The sequence below is a fragment of the Ideonella flava genome, assembly GCF_051857595.1.
GTDB lineage: Bacteria > Pseudomonadota > Gammaproteobacteria > Burkholderiales > Burkholderiaceae_C > Ideonella.
Genome location: NZ_JBPZHD010000005.1, coordinates 317,012 through 331,416, shown reverse-complemented (window position 1 = coordinate 331,416; position 14,405 = coordinate 317,012). Strand labels below are relative to the sequence as shown.

Sequence of the window (14,405 nt, the reverse complement as noted above, 5' to 3'; positions counted from 1 at the left end):
GAGATCCCGGAAACGACCGCGTCCTTTCCGCCCCCGGGAGATCAGGCGATGGGGTGAAGCCCCATCGGCTCGAGGGGCCGGCGCGCGTCAGGGCTCGAAGACGCGCCGCCAGGTGGCGGCCACGTCCGGCGGCACCACCACCGGCGGCTCTCCGGCCTGTCCGGCGTCGCCGGCGCCACGATCAACCTCCTGCTCGAGGCCGCGCTCCAGCGCCTGGCTGAGGTCGTCCAGCTGGTCGGCATAGGAGGCGATCAGGTCGTCCAGCGTGACGATGCCGGCCAGGCGGTCCTCGCTGTCGACGAGCAGGAGGCGGCGCACGCCGGCGTCGCGCATGGCCTGCGCCGCCTCGGCGGTGCTGGCCGACACGGGGATGGACACCGGGTTCGCCCCGAGGGCATCACCGACCTGCGTGTGCACCGAGCGCCCTTTCGCCACGACCAGCAGGGCCAGGTCGCGGTCGGTGATCACGCCGACCAGGCGTGTGGCGACGCCATCTGCCTGCGTGACGACGACGGCGCCGACATGGCGGTCCTCCATCAGGCGTGCCACTTCCCGCAGGCTGGCGTGGACGTCGATGGTGACCACCCGGCGTTGTGCGATCGAGGCGATGCCCATGGCCGGTTCACCCGATGGTGAGTTCGTCGATGACCTTCGCCACGCCCGGAGCCGACCAGGCGGCGCCCCAGGCGGCATCGCGCTCGTGCCAGGAGTGGACCTGGCCTCGCAAGGTGACCGTGTCGCCCGAGACGTCGATGTCCAGGTGCCTGGCCTCTCGCTCGCTCTGGCGCGTCAGCGCTTCGCGGATGCGCCGGCTGATGTCGCCGGGGACGGGCCGATAGTGCAGGCCGATCTCGTCGCTGATGCCGATCACGCCGGTCAGGTGGCGCAGGGATTTCTCGATGCTCTTGCGCTGGTAGTCCCAGTCGAGCTCGCCCCGCAGCGTGATCCATCCCTTGTCGACGGTGAGCCGCACCGAATCGGGCGGGATGGCGCTGTTCCACTTCAGTGCCGACTCGGCCGCCAGCGCGATGTCGGTGTCGCTGCGCTGGTGGTCGGGCGACAGCCGGACATCGAGCTCCAGGGCCAGCGCCTTGACGCCGCGCACGCGGCGCAACGCCCGTTCGGCTGCCCATTTTTCGGGGTAGGTGTCGATGTGGCCGCTCAAGGTCACGACCCCGTCCTTGACCGCGACGCCGATCGCGTTGGCATTGACCGCGGGATCCCAGGCCAGCTCGGCCTCGACCTCGCGCTTGAGATCTGCATCAGTCTTCATGCGGTTGCCCCTTCGCGTGGATCCGGTCACGAGATCGGTCAATTTAGGACCGGCCCGCCACCGGGCCTTGCGCCAGATCAGACGCGGGAGTTGAATCCAGTGCCTGCACCGTTCATTGACCCAACGCAAGGGCCAGGTCTGGTGCAGCCGACATCGTGTCGCCGCGATCCAGAAGGAGACGCCGGTGAACGTACCTTTGCGGCGTCAAGCCCAGCAGTTCTTGTCGCAGCGCGCGGGCCGACTGGCTCCGGCGGTTCGCTCGGTGCTCTTCGGACTGGACCGCTTCCACCAGCATGGCGTGAGCCTGGCGCAGGCCCAGCCCGTGGAGCGCAGGCGGGCCTGGCGGCGGCGCGTGCGCACGCCGCACTTCTTCCCGCGGCTCGAGGCCAACGTCAAGGTGCTCGAGCGGGCGAGGGCCTACCTCGAGGCGCTGGACCGGGAGGGCGAGTCGCTCAGCCCGGCGGCCGAATGGCTGCTGGACAACTTCCACCTGATCGAGGCCCAGCTGCCCGAGGTGCGCAGCGGCATGCCGCGCAGCTACTACGCCGAGCTGCCCAAGTTGCGCCAGGCGCCATTGGTGGGCCTGCCGCGGGTCTACGGGATCGCCTGGGCCTTCGTCGCGCACACCGATTCGAGCTTCGATGCCGGCCTGCTCGCGCGCTTCCTGCAGGGCTACCAGGAAGTCGACGTGCTCACGCTGGGCGAGCTGTGGGCGCTGCCCGCGACGCTGCGCGTGGTGCTGATGGAGAACCTCTCGCGCCTGGCCGAATCGGTGGCCACCACGAAGGCGGCGCTGGAGGCCGCGACCTGGTGCTGCGACCGGGACGCGCGGCTGACGATCCAGCGGCTGGAGCGGCTGTACGCCTGCGCCGAGCAGCGCGGCGTGGGCACGGTCTTCCTGGCCCAGATGGTCCAGCGCCGGCGCCTCGCCTCGCCGGACGAATCTCCGCCCTGGCTCGAATGGCTCGATGCGAAGGTGCCCGATGCCGAGGGCCTGCTGGCCGAGGCCCAGGCGGCCCAGGCGGCCGACAACGTCAGCGTGAGCAATGCCGTCACCGCGTTGCGCAGGATCAGCCATTTCGAATGGATGGACCTGGTGCGCACCGAGAGCCCGGTGCTGCGCTGCCTGGCCGACGTGCCGGCCTTCCTGCTCGACAGCGAGTTCACCCGCGATGCGACGACCCACGAGATCGAGCAGCTCGCCCGGCGGCTGCGCAAGACCGAGCTCGACGTCGCGCGCCAGGTCGCTGCCTTGTGCACCGCCCCCGGCACCCCGCCGGATGCGGGCCCGGCGCACTGGACGATAGGCGAGGGCCGTCCGGCCTTGCTTGCGCGGCTGGGCCCTGGCGCCGCGGCAGAGCGGCGCACGCCGGGGGCGTTCTGGCGGCGCTGGCGCACCAGCCTCTATGCCGGGGCCCTGGGTCTCGGCGCAGCGGGACTGCTCGCCTGGCTGGCGACCGCTCGCGGGGCCTCGGGCTGGATGGCCGGGGTCGCGCTGCTGCTGATGGCCTTCCCGGCACTCGAATGCGTGGTCGCGCTGGTGCACCGCATGCTCGCCGAGGCGGTGCGCATCCAGCGCCTGCCGCGCCTGGCGCTGGAGGAGGGCCTGCAGCCGGAGCTCGCCACGCTGGTGGCCGTGCCATGCCTGTTGACCTCGCGGGCCGGCGTCGCCTCGCTCGTCCGCCGGCTCGAGTTGCACCACCTCGCCAACCCCGAGGCGCACACCTGCTTCGCCCTCGTCAGCGACTGGGGCGATGCCACGTCCGCCACCCGTGACGACGACGACGATCTGCTCGCGGCGGCGCGCGAAGGCATCGAGCGCCTGAACGGCGACCACGCCGGGCCCGGCCGGCCGCCGCGCTTCCTGCTGCTGCACCGGCAGCGCGTGTGGTGCGAGGGCGAGGGTCTCTGGATGGGCTGGGAACGCAAGCGCGGCAAGCTCGAGCAGTTGCTGCAGCTGCTCGCGGAAGGCTCGCCGTCGCCCTTCGTGGACCTGGGCGAGATCAGCCGGCCACCCCAGGGCGTGCGCTACGCGGTGGTGCTGGACAGCGACACCGAGCTGCCGCCCGGCACCCTGCGAGAGATGGTGGCGATCGCCGCGCACCCGCTGAACCAGCCGCGCATCGACGAGACGACGCGCCGCGTGGTGGCCGGCTACGGCATCTTCCAGCCGCGCGTCGCCTCGCCGTACCCGGCCCCGGGCGAGGCGACTGCCTTCGGCTGGATCTTCGGCGGCCCGTGGGGGACCGACGCCTACAACGGCGGCTGCTCGGAGATCTACCAGGACGTCTTCGGCGAGGGCAGCTTCTACGGCAAGGGATTGTTCGACGTGAGCGCCGTGCACGAGGTGCTGCGCGGACGCGTGGCGCCGGGTCGGCTGCTCAGCCACGACCTCTTCGAGGGCCTGTGGGCGCGCTGTGCCTACCTCAGCGACGTGGTGGTGCTCGAGTCGCCGCCCATGCACCCCGACGTCGCGGCCTCCCGCACCCATCGCTGGACGCGCGGCGACTGGCAGCTGCTGGCCTTCATGGGGGCGGTGCTCAGAGGCGGGGTGGGCGGGCTCAACGTCTGGAAGGTGCTCGACAACCTGCGCCGCAGCCTGCTGGCGCCGGCCTGCGTGGCGCTGCTGTGGTGGAGCTTCGTCACCGGGGCGATCGCGCCGGCGGTGGCCGCTTCGCTGGTGCTGGCCGCCTACGCACTGGGGCCGCTTATCGGGGCGATGGCCGGTTTCACGCCCGGCCGCCTCCACGTGGCCTGGCGCCACCTTCTGCGCGAGGCCGGGCGCGACCTGGCCAGGGCGCTTGCCGGCGCCCTGTGGCACATGGCGACGCTGATGCACTCGGCGCTGCTGCACCTGGATGCCATCGCCCGCGCGCTCTGGCGCATGGCGGTGACCCGCCAGGGCCTGCTGGAATGGACCACCGCCGCGCAGGCCCAGGCTGCCGCGCGGCACGACTGGACGGGCTTCTGGCGGCGACATGCCCGCACGAGCGCCTCGGCCGTCGCCTGGGCCCTGGCCGGCTGGGCCGTGCCGGGGGCCTCGGCCGGCGGGCTGCTCGGTTTCGGCCTGCTGTGGCTGCTCAGCCCGGCCTGGCTCTGGGCGAGCGCCCGGCCGCTGCCCCGGCCGCGCGAGCACGTGCCCGACGAGCAGGAGCAACGCTACCTGGCCGGGCTGGCGCGCGACACCTGGCGCTACTTCGAGTTCCACGTCACCGAGGAGGACCACCACCTCCCGCCCGACAACCTGCAGGTGGAACCCCGGCCCATGCTGGCCCGCCGCACCTCGCCCACCAACATCGGCCTGTACCTGCTCGGTGCGCTGTGCGCGCAGCGGCTGGGCTTCATCGACACCGCGGATCTCGGCCGTCGGATGGACGCGACCTTCGGGACGCTGGACCGGCTCGACCGGCACCGCGGCCATTTCTTCAACTGGACCGATACCGCGACGCTCGCCGCCTTGCCGCCGCACTACGTGTCCACGGTCGACAGCGGCAATCTCGCCGCCTGCCTGTGGGCGGTGGCGCAGGCCTGCCGCGAGATCGCGGCCGCCGGCGTCGGTGTCGAGGAGTGGCTGGCGCGTGCGCGCCGGGCCGACGCCTACGTCCACGCCATGGAGTTCGGCTTCCTGTACGACCGGCGCCGGCGCCTGTTCCACATCGGCTACCGGCTGGAGGATGCGGCGCTGGACCCGGCCTACTACGACCTGCTCGCCTCGGAGGCGCGCCTGACCAGCTTCGTGGCCATCGCCAAGGGTGACGTCCCGCGCCGCCACTGGGAGGCGCTGGGCCGACCCTTCCTGGCCTTCGACGGCGTGCCGGCCCTGCGCTCCTGGTCCGGTTCGATGTTCGAGTACCTGATGCCGGCGCTGCTGATGGACGAGCCGCGCGGCGCGCTGCTGCGCAGGGTGGCAGCGGCGGCCGTGCGCGCGCAGCGGCGCTTCGGCCAGGAGCACGACATCCCCTGGGGGGTGTCCGAATGCGCCTACTTCGCGCAGGACCACACCCTGGCCTTCCAGTACTCGCCCTTCGGCGTGCCCAGCCTGGCGCTGCGTCGCACGCCGGTGGAGGACCGGGTCATCGCGCCTTATGCGACGGTGCTGGCGGCGCTGGTGGACGTGCCGGAGGCGGTGCGCAACCTGCGCCGCCTGGAGGCGCTCGGCGGCCGAGGCGAGCTCGGCTTCATCGAGGCGCTGGACTTCACCGGGCCGCGCGGAGGCACCTCGGCCGAGCCGCAACGGGTGGCCGCCTTCATGGCCCACCACCAGGGCATGAGCCTCGCGGCGCTGACCGACGTCCTGTGCGCCGGCGCGCCCAGGGGCTGGTTCGGCCGGGCAGGTCCGGTCGCCGCGCATGCATCCCTGCTGCACGAACGCATGCCGCGGGAGATCGTGCTGCAGGAGCCGACGCTGCCCAGGACCCCGCATGCGAGCGCGGAGGGCGACGCCTTCGTCGCGGTGCGCGACTTCGACCTCGCCGCGTCCCAGGGCTGGATGCCGACGCAGTGGCTCAGCAACGGCCGCTATGGCGTGAGCCTGCGGCCGAACGGCGCCGGCACCAGTGGCTGGCGCGGCCGAGCGATCAGCCGCAGCCGTGACGACGCGCTGCGCGACGCTTACGGCACCTGGTTGATGGTCCGCCTGGCGTCGGACGCGGCCTTCCATTCGCTGACCGACGCCCCGCACCCACGGCCGCGCACCCACTACCGGGCCCGGTTCTTGAACGACCACGTCGAGTTCCTGGCCGAGTGCGACGACTTCGACGCCCACGTGAGCGTGTGGGTCAGCGCGGACGACGACATCGAGTTCCGCCGCGTGACGCTGCACAACCGCCGCGACGAGCCGCTGACCCTGGAGCTGATGAGCTACTTCGAGGTGGTGCTGGCACCGCAGGCGGCCGACGAGGCCCACCCGGCCTTCTCCAACCTCTTCGTCAAGGCTCATGCCGACGATCCCCGTGGCCTGCTGCTGGAGCGAAGGCCGAGGCTGGAGGGCGAGCCGGTGGTCTGGGCGGCGCACTTCCTCGCCGCCTGCGAGATCGAGCCCGAGGAGGTGCGCCTGGGGTGCAACCGGGAACAGCTGCTGCCCCGGGGCGGCGGCTGGCCGCTGCTGCGCCCGGCACGTTCCGCGCCGGTGCCCGGCGGCCTGCTCGACACCGGGCTGGACCCGGCCGCATCGATCGGCCTGACGCTGACGCTGCCCGCTCGCGCGCGCGCGTCGACGACCTTCGCGACCGCGGCGGCGAATGACAGCGACACGCTGATGGCGCTGATGGACGAGTACCGTCAGGAGATCCACCTGCAGAGCGCCCGGACCATGGCGGCCGCGCTCGCCCGCATCCGCCATCGCGAGCTCGGGATGGATGCAGCCGACCTGCATGCGGCGCAGGACCTCGGCAGCCTGATGGTGATGAGCCGCAGCCGCCGGCGTATCGCGCCGGCCCTGGCGCTCGATCGACGCGCGTTGTGGCGCTTCGGCGTGTCCGGCGAGCGGCCGCTCGTGCTGGTCCACGTCGCCGCCCTGCAGGGCGTCGGCGCGATCCGGGCCCTGATGGCGGGGCAGCGGCTGTGGGAGATGGCCGGTCTGGCCACCGACCTGGTGATCCTCGACAGCGAACCGGCCTCCTACCTGATGCCGCTGCACGGGCAGCTGGTGAACTTGTGCAACAGCCTGGCCGTGGGACGGCACGAGCAGCCGGAGCGGGGCGGGGTGCAGCTGTTGCGTGAATCGGAGGTCTCGGCGGCCGAGTTGGCCGCGCTGCAGGCCTGCGCGCGCGTGGAACTCGTGGCGGATGGCCGCTCGCTGTCACGCCTGCTGAAAGCGCTGCCGCAGGCCACTGCGGCGCCCCGTTTGGCGTCGCGCGCAGCGGCCGTCCACCGGGCCGTCATGCCGGACGCCTGGGCGCCGAGCCATTTCGACGGCGACGGCCGGGGCTTCACGATCGACCTGGACGAAACCCATGTGACGCCCCGACCCTGGGCCAACGTGCTCGCCAATCCGCAGTTCGGATGCCTGGTGACCGAATCGGGCGGCGGCTTCACCTGGGCGCTCAACAGCCGGATGAACCAGCTCACGCCCTGGAGCAACGATGCCCTGCTGGACCCGCCCGGCGAGCACTACCTCGTGCGCGACGCCGACGACGGCAGCGTGTTCGACGTGCTGCCCGGCGCCGGCCGCAATGGCATGCGCGGCTGGCGAGTGCGGCACACCCAGGGCACCAGCGAGTTCATGCACGAGCGGGGCGATCTCCAGGTGACCGCCACCGTCGCCGTCGACCCCAACGAGGCGGTGAAGTGCGTCAAGCTGCGGCTGCACCACCGCTCGCCGCGCCCGCGGCGCCTGGAGCTGATCGCCTGCGTCGAATGGGTGATGGGGGCCCACCGGCGCGAGCGGATGACTCTGGCGAGCGAGTACATGGGCGACCTGCAGGCGGTGCTCGCGATCCAGCGCGAACACCAGGGCGGATTCGGCGAAGGCACGGCCTTCCTCGCGCTGACCGGCGCGAAGCTGTCGCACTGGACCTGTGCCCGCAGCGAGTTCTTCGATGCCCTGGGCCACTTTCGTCCGCCCGAGGTTCAGGCCGGCGTGGCCGGCTTCGGCCTCGACCCTTGCGGCGCCCTGCAGGCCTTCATCGAGCTGCCGGCCGGCCAGGCCTTTGAAGCCTGCTGGCTGATCGGCTATGCACCGGGCCGCGAGGCTGCGCTGTCGCTGCTGCGGCGTGTGCAGGCACCCGGCATGGCCGCGTCCATCGCCGAGCGCGCGCTCGCCGCCTGGGACGAAAGACTGGGCAAGGTGGTCGTGCACAGCCCCGATCCGCTCTTCGACGCGATGGTCAACCGGTGGTGGCCCTACCAGGCGGTGGCCTGCCGGCTCTGGGCCCGCGCGGCGTTCTACCAGGCCGGCGGCGCGTTCGGGTACCGCGACCAGCTGCAGGATGCGATGGCCCTCGCCTGGACGGACCCGGCCCAGCTGCGCTCGCAGATCCTGCTGCACGCGACCCGGCAGTTCCCGGAGGGCGACGTCCAGCACTGGTGGCACGCACCGACCGGCGCCGGGGTGCGCACCCGATTCAGCGACGACCTGCTGTGGCTGCCCTATGCGCTGCAGCACTACCTGGACTGCACGGGCGACGAGGCGGCGCTCGACGAGGAGCTGCCGTTCATCGAGGGCCAGGAGGTGCCCGACGGGGCCGAAGACGCCTACTACGTGCCCTCGGTGGGCGGAGCCACCGCGACGCTGTACGAGCACGCCGCCCGTGCGATCGACCGCGGGCTGCGCCTTGGTGCCCATCGCCTGCCGCTGATGGGGACCGGCGACTGGAACGATGGCATGAACCGCGTGGGCCATGAGGGCCGCGGCGAGTCCGTCTGGCTCGGCTGGTTCCTGCTGGCCATCCTGCCGGCCTGGGAAGCCATCGCCGACCGGCGCGGGGACGCCCCGCGCGCCCTGCGCTGGGCCGGGGAACGCGAGGCGCTCGACCAGGCCCTGGGCGAGCACGCCTGGGACGGCCGCTGGTACCGGCGCGCCTTCTTCGACAACGGCCACCCGCTCGGCTCCAAGGTCAATGCCGAATGCAGCATCGATCTCATCGCCCAGGCCTGGAGCGTGCTGGCCGGCAGCGGCGAGCCGGTCCGCGCACGCCTGGCCATGGCGAGCGCCGACGAGCGCCTGGTGGACCGCACCCACCGCCTGATCCGCCTGCTGGATCCGCCGTTGCAGAAATCGCCGGACAACCCCGGTTACGTGCAGGCCTATCCGCCCGGCGTGCGCGAGAACGGCGGCCAGTACGCGCATGCCGGCGCCTGGGCTCTGCTGGCGCAGACGAGGCTGGGCGACGCGGCGCGCTCATGGGAGTACTTCTGCATGCTCAGCCCGGCGCACCGCGCCCGCACCGAGGCGCAGCAGAGGCGCTATCGCCTGGAGCCGTACGTGATGCCCGGCGACGTGTACTCGGCGCCGCCGTACGAGGGCGTGGGCGGCTGGAGCTGGTACACCGGCTCGGCGGCCTGGATGTGGCGCGCCGCGCTCGAAGGGCTCGTCGGCCTCTCGCTTCGCCCGGGCGCCATCCGACTGACACCCTGCCTGCCGCCGCACTGGCCGCAGGTCCGCCTGACGCTGCGCGTGCAGGGCCGCGAGTTGCATCTGCTGCTGCAGCGCGCCGAGTTGTCCGTGCCGTGGAACGCAGTCCCGGCGGCGGTCGGCCAGTGGATCTCGACGGCGGAGGTGCCGGCGGGCAGCGTGCTGTGCGTGGTGCTGGCGCCGACCGCTCCTGACCCGAGGCCGGCCGAGGTCGGTGCGGCGCAGGGGCGGGAATCCTGAAGCCGTCGGCCCCGGCGTCGCCGGGGTCGGGCTCAGAAGCCGAGGGCCACCGCGGCGCTGAGCAGCGCGAGCACCACCACCAGGCTGACCAGGTGCCGGCGCAGCAGGCGCAGCAGGGCATCCATCGTCGAGGCCAGGTGCAAGCGCGAGGGCTCGCCCCGGCTGCATCGCCGCAGCTGGTCTTCCAGCGAGTGCATGTCGGTCTCGACGCTCGAGCGGCGAGACGGGGGTGCCGGCAGAAGCGACGGCGGCGGGGTCATGAACTCAGGCACGGCGGACTCCCTTGGCGGCCACTGGGGCCAGGTGGTCGGTGAACCATTGGGCGGCAAGGTCCGTCACCCGCTGCAAGGCACCTGCTTCCTCGAACAGGTGCGTCGCACGCGGGACCAGGCGCAGGCTGGCCGGGCCGTGCAGCAACTTCAATGCGGCGCGGTTCAGCTCCAGCACCTCGGTGTCGGCGCCGCCGACGATCAGCAGCGTGGGCGCCTTGACCTTCGGCAGGGCGCCGGCGGCCAGGTCGGGCCGTCCGCCGCGCGAGACGATGGCGGCCACCCGGTCCGGGCGCTCGGCCGCGGCGACGAACGCGGCCGCCGCGCCGGTGCTCGCACCGAACAGCCCCAGCGGCAACGAGGCGAGGGCCGGCCGGCGGTCCAGCCATTCGATCGTCTCCAGCAGGCGCCGCCCGAGAAGCTCGATGTCGAACACGAGCGAACGCTCCGTGGCCTCGTCGGGCGTGAGCAGGTCGAAAAGCAAGGTGCCGAGCGACAGCTCCTGCAGTGCATGCGCCACTTCACGGTTGCGCGGGCTGCGCCGTGTGCTGCCGCTGCCATGCGCGAACACCACCAGCCCGCGCGCCTGGGGCGGCAGCGTGAGGTCGCCCTCGAGCGCCTCGAGTCCCACGAGCACCCGCTTGGGTTGTGTCAACAGCTCTTCCATGGTCCTTTCCTCGTGACCTGACGGCGGCCAGCGGTAAGGATGCAGTTATGCGCGGCCGAGCGCCTGTCCACCTTGAGATTGCGCAACCTGTGACCCCGGGGATCTCAGCCGACGCGAACGTTGCTGAATTGCCAGGGATCGCTCGCGTCGATGTCTTCGGGGAAGAGGCGGTTGCGGTCCTGCAGGGGCGTCCAGTCGGTGTAGCAGCCCACCACGTCGCCCAGGTAGGGGCGGCACCACCCGAGGATCTGGTCGTGGGGGAGGTCGTCCGGCTCGACGACCCCGCGCGCCGGGTTCTTCATCGCCCAGATCACGCCGGCCATGACGGCGGCCGTCACCTGCAGGCCGGTCGCGCTGTTCAGGGGCGCGGCCTGGCGGGCCTGTTCGATCGACAGCTGCGAGCCGAGCCAATACGCCCCGCGGGCATGGCCCATGAGCAGCACGCCCAGTTCGTCCACCCCTTCGGTGATCTCGTCCCGCAGCACGGCGGCGCGCAGGGACATCCGCCATTCGCGGCCGGCCAGCTCGTGCAGCGACAGCACCGCGTCGTCGCAGGGGTGGTAGGCGTAGTGGACGGTGGGCCGGTACAGGGGGCGATCGCGCGGTCCCAGGGTCAGGTGGTCGGCGATGGAGATCGACTCGGCATGGGTGACCAGGAAACCGTGGAAGGCCCCCGACCTCGGGGTCCAGGTGCGCACGCGGGTGCTGGCGCCGGGCCGCCGGAGGTAGATCGCCGCCAGGCAGCCCTGCTCGTGGCGGGCGCCGTCGGGCGGGAAGTGCCGCTCGTGCGTGCCCCAGCCCAGCTCGGCCGGCTGGCAGCAGGCTTCGTCGACGAAGCCCTCGACCGACCAGGTGTTGAAGAAGCTGCCGGCCGGCTTGCGCGACCGGCCGACCTGGGTGTCGCGCTCGGCGACGTGGATGCTGCGCACCCCCAGCTGCATGGCCAGCGTGGCCCAGCCCTCGCCGGAGGCGGGTGCCGCGGCGACAGCGGCGCCGGTGTCCCTGGCGACGTCGAACAGCGCCTGCTTCAGGAAGTGCGACACCAGCCCGGGATTGGCCCCGTGGGCCAGGACGGCTGTGGGGCCAGCGCCCTTCGCCCGGCCGCAGGCCAGGGCCTCCTCGCGCAAGGCATAGTTGGTTCGCGCGGCCAGGCTCAGGCGCGGGTCGGTGTAGCCGCCGTCCCAGGGCTCTATGCAGGTGTCGAGGTACAGCGCTCCGAGCTCGCCGCACAGGCGGATGAGTGCGGCACTGCTGACGTTGACCGACAGGTTGAGCAGGAAGTCGCCCGGGCCCAGCAGGGGTTTCAGCACCTCGCGGTGATTGCCCGGGTGCAGGGCGGTCGCCTCCAGCCGCACACCGTAGGCCGCGGCGAGGCTGCGGTCCCGGTCGCTGCGGGTGATCACCAGCACCTGCTCCGGCCGCATGTCGATGTGCCGAAGGAGCAGCGGCAGCACGCCCTGCCCGATGCAGCCGAAGCCGACCATCACCAGTCGGCCCGGGAAGTGGTGGTGCACGGGTTGCAGGGCGTCGCTCACGGGCGGGCCTGGTGCGCGGCCAGGTAGGCGACCAGGCCGTCCAGGGAATCCACCTGGCGGTAGTCGCTCTCCGGCACCTCGACGCCCACGCGTGCCTGCAGGGCGATCAGCAGGTTGAGGAAGTCGAAGGAGTCGAGCTCGAGCTGCTCGCGCAGCGAACGACCGCCGTCGACACGGCCGAAGTCGGCCTCCGGCGCGATCTCGAGCGCGCTTTCGATCACGGCGTGGCGGATGCTTTCGGTGTCCATCAGACCAGTCCCTCCGGTTGGGCGAGCCGGGCCCGCAAGGCGGCCAGGAACCGGGCGCCGACCAGCCCGTCGCTCACCCGGTGGTCGGCCGCCAGCGTCACCTGCACCGTGCGGGCGACCGCGAGCTGGCCATCGCGCACCACCGGGCGCTGCGCAATCCGGCCCAGTCCGACCAGCGCGACCTGCGGCGGGTAGATGACGCCGTAGACCGTGTCCGTGCCCAGGTCGCCGAGGTTGGTGACGGTCGCCGTCGAGTCGGCCAGGTCGGAGCTGCGCAGCTGGCCCTGGCGCGCGCGGCCGAGCGCCTCGCGCAACTGCCGCATCACGGCGCCCAGGTCCTGGCGGTCGGCATCGTGGACCGTGGGAACGACGAGCCCGCCTTCGCGCAGCGAGGTGACCACGCCGAGGTGGACCGCGGGCGAGGGCTCGAAACGGCCGTTGACGAAGCGGCCGTTGAGCTCGGGCGATTCGCGCAGCGCCAGGCCGATGGCGCGCAGCGCGAGGGCGGCCCAGAGCACGCGCTCGGGCAGCGGGCGCCCGGCGTTGAAGCCTTCGAGCCAGGCCAGCGCGGCCTCGACCTCGATCTCGCAGCCGAGGTAGTAGTGCGGGATCTCGCGCTTGGAGCGCGCCATGGCGGCGGCGATCGCGGCGCGCATGCCTTCGGCGACGGTGGTGGCGGCGGCGGAGGCGGCGGCCTCCTCGACGTCGGCGATCGTCACCGGCCGGTTGCCGACCCGGCCGGCCAGCGCCTGCAGGTTCACGCCGAGCTGCTCGGCGCGCCGCCGCGCGGCGGGGGAGATGCGGGGCGGCTCGGGGGCGGGCGGAACAGGTGAGGGCGGCGCGGCGGCCGGGGCCGAGGAGGCGGCGACGGTCTGCCAGTCCTCTGCGGGCTCGGCCAGCACCGCCAGCAGTTGCCCCACCGGCAGCCGTTGACCCGGCTCGGCCGCCAGCCGCGCCACCGTGCCGTCCTGCCACACCTCGACGTCGATCGCGCCCTTCTGGGTCTCGACGACGCAGGCGATGTCGCCCTTTTTCACCGGCTGGCCGGGTTGCACGTTCCACTGGACGAACACGGCCTCGTCCATGTCCGCCCCGAATGAAGGCAGGTTCAGCTCGATCATCTTCCCAGCACCTCCCGGGCCGCGTGGACGATGCGCTGCACGTTGGGCAACGCCGCGTCCTCCAGATGCTTCGCGTAGGGGATGGGCACCTCCTCGCTGCAGACGCGGGAGGGTGGCGCATCCAGCTCGTAGAACGCGGTCTCGATCACCGTGGCCATCACCTCGGCCGCCAGGCTGCCGGTCCGCCAGCCTTCGTCGACGACGAGCAGCCGCCGCGTGCGTCGCACGGTGGAGGCGATGGCCTCGCGGTCCAGCGGGCGCAGGACCCGCAGGTCCAGCACCTCCGCCTCGATGCCGAGCGCCGCCAGCTCCTGCGCGGCGGCGAGACAGCGCGGCAGCGAGCCGCCGTAGGTGACCAGGCTCAGGTCGCGCCCCTCGCGGCGGACCGCGGCATGCGCGATGTCCACCGGCTCGGGCGCGCCCGGCAGCTCGCCTTCGACGTTCAGCAGCAGCGCATGCTCGAACAGGATCACCGGATCCGGCAGGCGCAGCGCGGCGAGCAGCATCCCGCGCGCATCCTCCAGCGTCGCGGGCGCGAGCACGCGCAGCCCCGGCACGTGGGCATACCAGCCCTCCAGGCTGTGCGAGTGCTGGGCGGCGAGCTGCCGGCCGGCGCCGGTGGTCATGCGGATCACCAGCGGCACGCCGACCTGTCCGCCGGACATGTGGCGCAGGGTCGCGGCGTTGTTGACGATCTGGTCGAGCGCGAGGAGGCTGAAGTTCACCGTCATGACCTCGACGATCGGCCTCAGCCCGTTGATCGCGGCGCCTATGCCGCAGCCCACGAAGGCCGACTCCGACAGCGGCGTGTCGCGGATGCGGTCCTCGCCGAACTCCTCCAGCAGGCCCTTGCTGACCGCGTAGCTGCCGCCGTAGCGGCCGACATCCTCGCCCATCAGGAACACCCGTTCGTCGGCCAGCAACGCGGCCCGAAGGCCCTGGCGCAGCGCATCGCGGTAGGTGGTGGTTGCCATGGCG

General features: G+C 72.5%; 9 protein-coding genes. 1 reads left to right on the top strand and 8 read right to left on the bottom strand.

What is annotated here, in order from left to right; genetic code table 11:
• Positions 1-87: 87 nt before the first annotated feature.
• Both ACS5PM_RS13020 and ACS5PM_RS13015 read right to left on the bottom strand, forming a co-directional pair.
• Positions 88-615, bottom strand: a complete 528-nt coding sequence (locus tag ACS5PM_RS13020) for a CBS domain-containing protein (RefSeq protein ID WP_439388062.1) — start codon at positions 613-615, stop codon at positions 88-90.
• Positions 616-622: 7 nt separating this feature from the next.
• Complete coding sequence (locus tag ACS5PM_RS13015; protein WP_439388061.1) at positions 623-1,273, bottom strand: BON domain-containing protein; 651 nt, start codon at positions 1,271-1,273, stop codon at positions 623-625.
• A 184-nt stretch (positions 1,274-1,457) separates the two neighbouring features.
• Here ACS5PM_RS13015 and ACS5PM_RS13010 point away from each other — a divergent pair, with 184 nt between their 5' ends.
• Entirely contained in the window at positions 1,458-9,587 is an 8,130-nt protein-coding gene (locus ACS5PM_RS13010) for a GH36-type glycosyl hydrolase domain-containing protein (protein ID WP_439388060.1), read from the top strand.
• Between the two features lie 32 nt (positions 9,588-9,619).
• On the opposite strand, the gene ACS5PM_RS13005 is transcribed toward ACS5PM_RS13010, so the two are convergent.
• From ACS5PM_RS13005 to ACS5PM_RS12980, 6 genes are all read right to left on the bottom strand, one after another.
• Complete coding sequence (locus tag ACS5PM_RS13005) at positions 9,620-9,784, bottom strand: hypothetical protein (protein WP_439388059.1); 165 nt, start codon at positions 9,782-9,784, stop codon at positions 9,620-9,622.
• 67 nt (positions 9,785-9,851) lie between these two features.
• The gene (locus ACS5PM_RS13000) at positions 9,852-10,523 is read right to left on the bottom strand and encodes a dienelactone hydrolase family protein (protein WP_439388058.1); all 672 of its coding nucleotides are present in this window, start codon (positions 10,521-10,523) and stop codon (positions 9,852-9,854) included.
• Positions 10,524-10,627: 104 nt separating this feature from the next.
• On the bottom strand, positions 10,628-12,058 hold the full coding sequence (locus ACS5PM_RS12995; RefSeq protein ID WP_439388056.1) for a homospermidine synthase: 1,431 nt from the start codon (positions 12,056-12,058) through the stop codon (positions 10,628-10,630).
• A complete protein-coding gene (locus ACS5PM_RS12990; protein ID WP_439388055.1) occupies positions 12,055-12,306 on the bottom strand; it encodes an acyl carrier protein in 252 nt (83 codons plus the stop codon). Before ACS5PM_RS12990 ends, ACS5PM_RS12995 begins: the two co-directional genes overlap by 4 nt.
• The gene (locus ACS5PM_RS12985; protein ID WP_439388054.1) at positions 12,306-13,427 is read right to left on the bottom strand and encodes a dihydrolipoamide acetyltransferase family protein; all 1,122 of its coding nucleotides are present in this window, start codon (positions 13,425-13,427) and stop codon (positions 12,306-12,308) included. The genes ACS5PM_RS12990 and ACS5PM_RS12985 overlap by 1 nt, the downstream gene beginning before the upstream one ends.
• A complete protein-coding gene (locus ACS5PM_RS12980; protein ID WP_439388053.1) occupies positions 13,424-14,401 on the bottom strand; it encodes an alpha-ketoacid dehydrogenase subunit beta in 978 nt (325 codons plus the stop codon). Before ACS5PM_RS12980 ends, ACS5PM_RS12985 begins: the two co-directional genes overlap by 4 nt.
• Between the last annotated feature and the right edge of the window lie 4 nt (positions 14,402-14,405).

Bases quoted from the DNA above. Each gene is read 5' to 3' on its own strand.
- ACS5PM_RS13020 (WP_439388062.1), bottom strand. From the start codon at position 615: ATGGGCATCGCCTCGATCGCACAACGCCGGGTGGTCACCATCGACGTC.
- ACS5PM_RS13015 (WP_439388061.1), bottom strand. From the start codon at position 1,273: ATGAAGACTGATGCAGATCTCAAGCGCGAGGTCGAGGCCGAGCTGGCC.
- ACS5PM_RS13005 (WP_439388059.1), bottom strand. From the start codon at position 9,784: ATGCACTCGCTGGAAGACCAGCTGCGGCGATGCAGCCGGGGCGAGCCC.
- ACS5PM_RS13000 (WP_439388058.1), bottom strand. From the start codon at position 10,523: ATGGAAGAGCTGTTGACACAACCCAAGCGGGTGCTCGTGGGACTCGAG.
- ACS5PM_RS12990 (WP_439388055.1), bottom strand. From the start codon at position 12,306: ATGGACACCGAAAGCATCCGCCACGCCGTGATCGAAAGCGCGCTCGAG.
- ACS5PM_RS12985 (WP_439388054.1), bottom strand. From the start codon at position 13,427: ATGATCGAGCTGAACCTGCCTTCATTCGGGGCGGACATGGACGAGGCC.
- ACS5PM_RS12980 (WP_439388053.1), bottom strand. From the start codon at position 14,401: ATGGCAACCACCACCTACCGCGATGCGCTGCGCCAGGGCCTTCGGGCC.